The following is a 3,951-nucleotide window of genomic DNA, read 5'->3' on the forward strand; positions in this document are numbered from 1 at the left end:
TTTGTATACGAGACAGGTGGTAATTAGTGGCTGTCTTGCGAGTTTAGGAGGTGCTTATTTAACTCTCGTACAGGTAAGATTTTTTGCCGAAGGGATGAGTGCTGGTAAGGGATTTATTGCGATCGCAGCATTAATTTTTGGCAGATGGCATCCTGTGGGTAGCGCTTTGGCTTGTTTGCTGTTTGGGGCTACAGAAGCTTTACAACTGCGAATTCAGGCATTAGGGGCAAATATACCTTACCAATTTTTAGTAATGCTACCTTATGCGATCGCTTTATTGGCATTAGTCGGTAAGTTGGGAAAATCTACACCCCCGAAAGCTTTAGGTACTCCCTACTTTGGAGAAAATCGCCATTCGGACTAATTTAACGTGAGCGGTCTTCTTTGTACCAGGAGCGGTTTAACTTTTGCCTTCTTACATTACTGATTAGATACCAAAAAATTACAGTTATAACCTGAAAATTTTATCAGACAAAATTGCGAGTTCTGCTGAACCGGAACGCCGTTTAATTGAGACAGTTCAGTTATGGAATCAAATCAATCTCACAAAGAGACAGAATAGTATTCAAAAATTCCTTTAATTCAGGACACAGATTAACTGCATCCATTAGATTATTGTTTTTTAAAATCTTGGCTGCATCGCGAGTTTTACTATAACTGCGTTTTTTACCTAACTCGAATATTTCTTTAATATGATATGACGGAGGTTTATTGTGATTCACCTGCTCAGGTAATCCCCTTGGTGCTGACTTATTATGTCCAGCCAATTTTTGAATAGTTGGCCAATAAGGTAGTAGCCAAGCTTCAAAATCATACTGCGCTGTATGGGGATAAAAATTAGGGTTATTCCCCACCCACATTTTCATTTTTGCTTTAGCATCTGCTGCATCTTGAAAATCATTGGTTCCTGTATAAACATCTGTTAGTGCAATCACAGCATTGAAAGCATCTCTCCCTGTCAGTAAATTCTCAACTTTACGCCTAAGTTTTTCTTCTTTGGGAATCCGACCATCATCAGGTAGAAACTGAAGTTTAGGCATCTGTTGTTGTAAGCGTGACTTAAGGAAATCTCGTAAAATCGGCTCAAAAGCTTTTTCTGTTGCACCCTCAACTAAAATTGCTATTCTCATGGACGACCACCGATTAAGTTCATCGCCCAAATTTGATCTAAACTATAATCTTCTAGCCATTTTTCTAAATCAAAAAAGTCACCCCAATTCATAGTTGTTAAACCATCCTCAGAATCACAAACTAGAACTTCTTCAGGTTTTAAAAATCTTATTAATCTATCTGAATGGGTTGCCACAATTAGCTGAGTTCGTTGGGCAGCATCGCGCATTAAATCAGCTAATAGTCTTAATAATTCTGGGTGTAAACTGACTTCTGGCTCATCAATAAGAGTGACAGCAGTTAAATCTGGACTTTGCAGCAGTGTTACTAACCAAAGAAACCGCAAAGTCCCCTCAGACAACTGGTGCATATAAAGAGGCTTAGAAAAATTTTTGTCTTTCCAAGTCATTGCTAAAGTTCCTGCTGCTACTGGCGGAAACGATAAACGCTCAAAATCTGGAAATGCAGCAGCAAGGGTATCTTCAATAATTTCAAATCGTTCTGAATCAGTTTCTCGCAAATAATAAAGGCAGGAAACTAAATCTTCTCCATGAGAACCTGGTAAGGTCACTGGACGCATTGATTGTGGTAAACGAACTGGGCTTTTAGGAGCAACATTTAATGCTCCATAAAAAGTGCAAGAAGCTAATCTTTTTCGCAGATTCTCTGGCTCTTGGTACATTTTGGGAACTTGAGCAAGAGAAGTTTCTAAGGGATTATGATCCCAATTTGGGCGCAATAGCTTTTGATCTTCTGTATTAAAATATTTAACATCTAAACCACGAGAGTCAATGTGTTTAAAGGGTTCCGATGCCTGACGATCATTTTGTTGAGTAAGTGTTTCTAGAGCAATTTCATATGCTAACCCTTTAGGAGCGACTTCTAGCGAGTAGTCGAGTGGTGCATAACCGGGCACACTCATAGACAAAGAAATTGTTATACTTTTAGCCTGATCGCGCGTCATAATATCACCCAGTCCACCCAACTCGGAAATTTTAGTTCCTAGTTGAGCATTTGCTGATGCTGCTAAAAGTGAAAAAATTTCTAACAGAGAGGTTTTACCTACACCATTAGCACCAATCATCACCGTCAGGGGTCGCTCATGCATATCGACTTGTACATTATACAAGCGACGATATCCTTCAATTGTTATACTTTCAAACGAGTTCATAATATAGTTATTACCAACTGTTGTACCTATTGCTTTCTACTGTCCGTACTTTCTGATCTTTTCCCTACTGTAAAGCCTTAAGGCAATTTTTAGCAGTATCGCTAAAATCTGAAGAGGTCAACGCGGACGTTAGCAAAATCAACAAATAATGTGATATACGCCTATATCAAAAGCCACTCATGCCGCAAAACAACCAAACGACAGTCGAATTCCGCGATGTTACTTTTAGCCGCAATCATCGCCCATTGGTGTCAAATCTCAATTTCACCATCCGCCAAGGAGAAGCACTGGTATTACTTGGGCGCAGTGGTAGCGGCAAAACCACAACAATGAAGTTAATTAATCGCCTATTCACACCGACACAAGGCGAAGTTTTATTTGATGGTATTCCCACAACTCAATGGGATGAAATTAAACTGCGACGAAAAATTGGTTACGTCATTCAAGAAATTGGTTTATTTCCCCATTTCACTGTAGAACGCAATGTGGGTTTAGTCCCAGCTTTGGAAGGTTGGCAATCTAAACAAATAAAAGCGCGGGTTTATGAATTGCTGCAATTAGTGGGTTTAGAACCAGCACAATTCGCAGGGCGTTACCCGCACGAACTTTCGGGAGGACAAAAGCAAAGAATAGGTGTAGCCAGGGCTTTAGCGGCAGATCCGCCTGTGCTGTTGATGGATGAACCCTTTGGCGCACTCGATCCGATTACGCGCTTAGAACTGCAACAAGAGTTTCGGCGTTTGCAGCAAGAGTTAGGCAAGACAGTTGTGTTTGTTACCCACGATATTCAAGAAGCATTTGTTTTAGCATCGAGAATTGGTTTAATGTATGGGGGAGAGTTGGTAGTATTGGAGGCGAAGGATGAATTTATGCGATCGCAACACCCAGAAAGCCTTGCCTTTCTTCAATGTCTGCGTTCCCTGCAAGATACTTTATGAAAAATTTCTTCCTGGTTAAGTATGCCCCAGAAATCCTTCAGCATACTCTAGAACATTTATTTTTGGTAGGCATTGCCATTGGAATTGCCATACTTGTAGGCATTCCTTTAGGTATTTTGATTACACGTAAAACCTATCTCCGCCAACCAATTCTTGGCATAGCGAATATTTTCCAAACTATTCCCAGTTTGGCATTGTTTGGCTTACTCATTCCTGTTCCTATAATTGGCGGAATTGGCGCAGTCCCAGCAATTGTTGCTCTGACTGTATATTCCTTACTGCCGATAATTCGTAACACTTACACAGGTATTACTGGCGTAGATCCAGCGATTCGAGAAGCTGGGAGAGGCATGGGAATGACAGATAGACAATTATTGTTGCAAGTTGAAATTCCCTTAGCACTGGGAGTCATTTTGGCAGGAGTGCGAGTAGCAACAGTCATTGCCATTGGTATTGCAACTATTGCAGCGGCCATTGGTGCAGGTGGTTTAGGAGTGTTTATTTTTCGCGGCATATCAGTAGTGAACAATCAGTTGATTTTAGCTGGTGCAGTTCCGGCGGCGGCAATTGCATTATTGGCTGACTTTGCAATTGGCTTGATGGAGAATAAATTAAAAATTAAAAGTTAAATAATGAAAAGATTTTTGGCATTGTGCTTTTTAACTTTTGCTTTATTACTGGTAATCGCTGGCTGCACGGGAAATATCAATAGTAATAACGATGCTAATATAG

5 protein-coding genes are annotated in these 3,951 nt (G+C 40.3%); 3 read left to right on the forward strand and 2 right to left on the reverse strand.

Going from position 1 to position 3,951, the window contains the following annotated elements; genetic code table 11:
* Positions 1 to 364 (forward strand): ABC transporter permease subunit (locus tag IQ229_RS16665; RefSeq protein WP_409339940.1); only part of this gene is annotated, 364 nt, incomplete at its 5' end.
* Positions 365 to 524: 160 nt separating this feature from the next.
* Here IQ229_RS16665 and IQ229_RS16670 read toward each other — a convergent pair.
* On the reverse strand, positions 525 to 1,130 hold the full coding sequence (locus IQ229_RS16670) for a DUF4276 family protein (RefSeq protein ID WP_194045554.1): 606 nt from the start codon (positions 1,128 to 1,130) through the stop codon (positions 525 to 527).
* Entirely contained in the window at positions 1,127 to 2,281 is a 1,155-nt protein-coding gene (locus tag IQ229_RS16675) for an AAA family ATPase (protein ID WP_194045556.1), read from the reverse strand. The genes IQ229_RS16670 and IQ229_RS16675 overlap by 4 nt, the downstream gene beginning before the upstream one ends.
* Positions 2,282 to 2,460: 179 nt before the next feature.
* Here IQ229_RS16675 and IQ229_RS16680 point away from each other — a divergent pair, with 179 nt between their 5' ends.
* Entirely contained in the window at positions 2,461 to 3,219 is a 759-nt protein-coding gene (locus IQ229_RS16680) for an ATP-binding cassette domain-containing protein (protein ID WP_194045564.1), read from the forward strand.
* Positions 3,216 to 3,848, forward strand: coding sequence for an ABC transporter permease (locus IQ229_RS16685; RefSeq protein WP_194045566.1), 633 nt, complete (start codon positions 3,216 to 3,218; stop codon positions 3,846 to 3,848). The genes IQ229_RS16680 and IQ229_RS16685 overlap by 4 nt, the downstream gene beginning before the upstream one ends.
* The last annotated feature ends 103 nt before the right edge of the window (positions 3,849 to 3,951 follow it).

The organism is Nostoc cf. edaphicum LEGE 07299 (assembly GCF_015207245.1).
GTDB classification, from domain to species: Bacteria; Cyanobacteriota; Cyanobacteriia; order Cyanobacteriales; family Nostocaceae; genus Nostoc; species Nostoc edaphicum_B.

What these genes read in the sequence shown, in the direction of transcription:
- IQ229_RS16685 (WP_194045566.1), top strand. Translation starts at nt 3,216, where the DNA reads ATGAAAAATTTCTTCCTGGTTAAGTATGCCCCAGAAATCCTTCAGCAT.
- IQ229_RS16680 (WP_194045564.1), top strand. Translation starts at nt 2,461, where the DNA reads ATGCCGCAAAACAACCAAACGACAGTCGAATTCCGCGATGTTACTTTT.
- IQ229_RS16670 (WP_194045554.1), bottom strand. Translation starts at nt 1,130, where the DNA reads ATGAGAATAGCAATTTTAGTTGAGGGTGCAACAGAAAAAGCTTTTGAG.
- IQ229_RS16675 (WP_194045556.1), bottom strand. Translation starts at nt 2,281, where the DNA reads ATGAACTCGTTTGAAAGTATAACAATTGAAGGATATCGTCGCTTGTAT.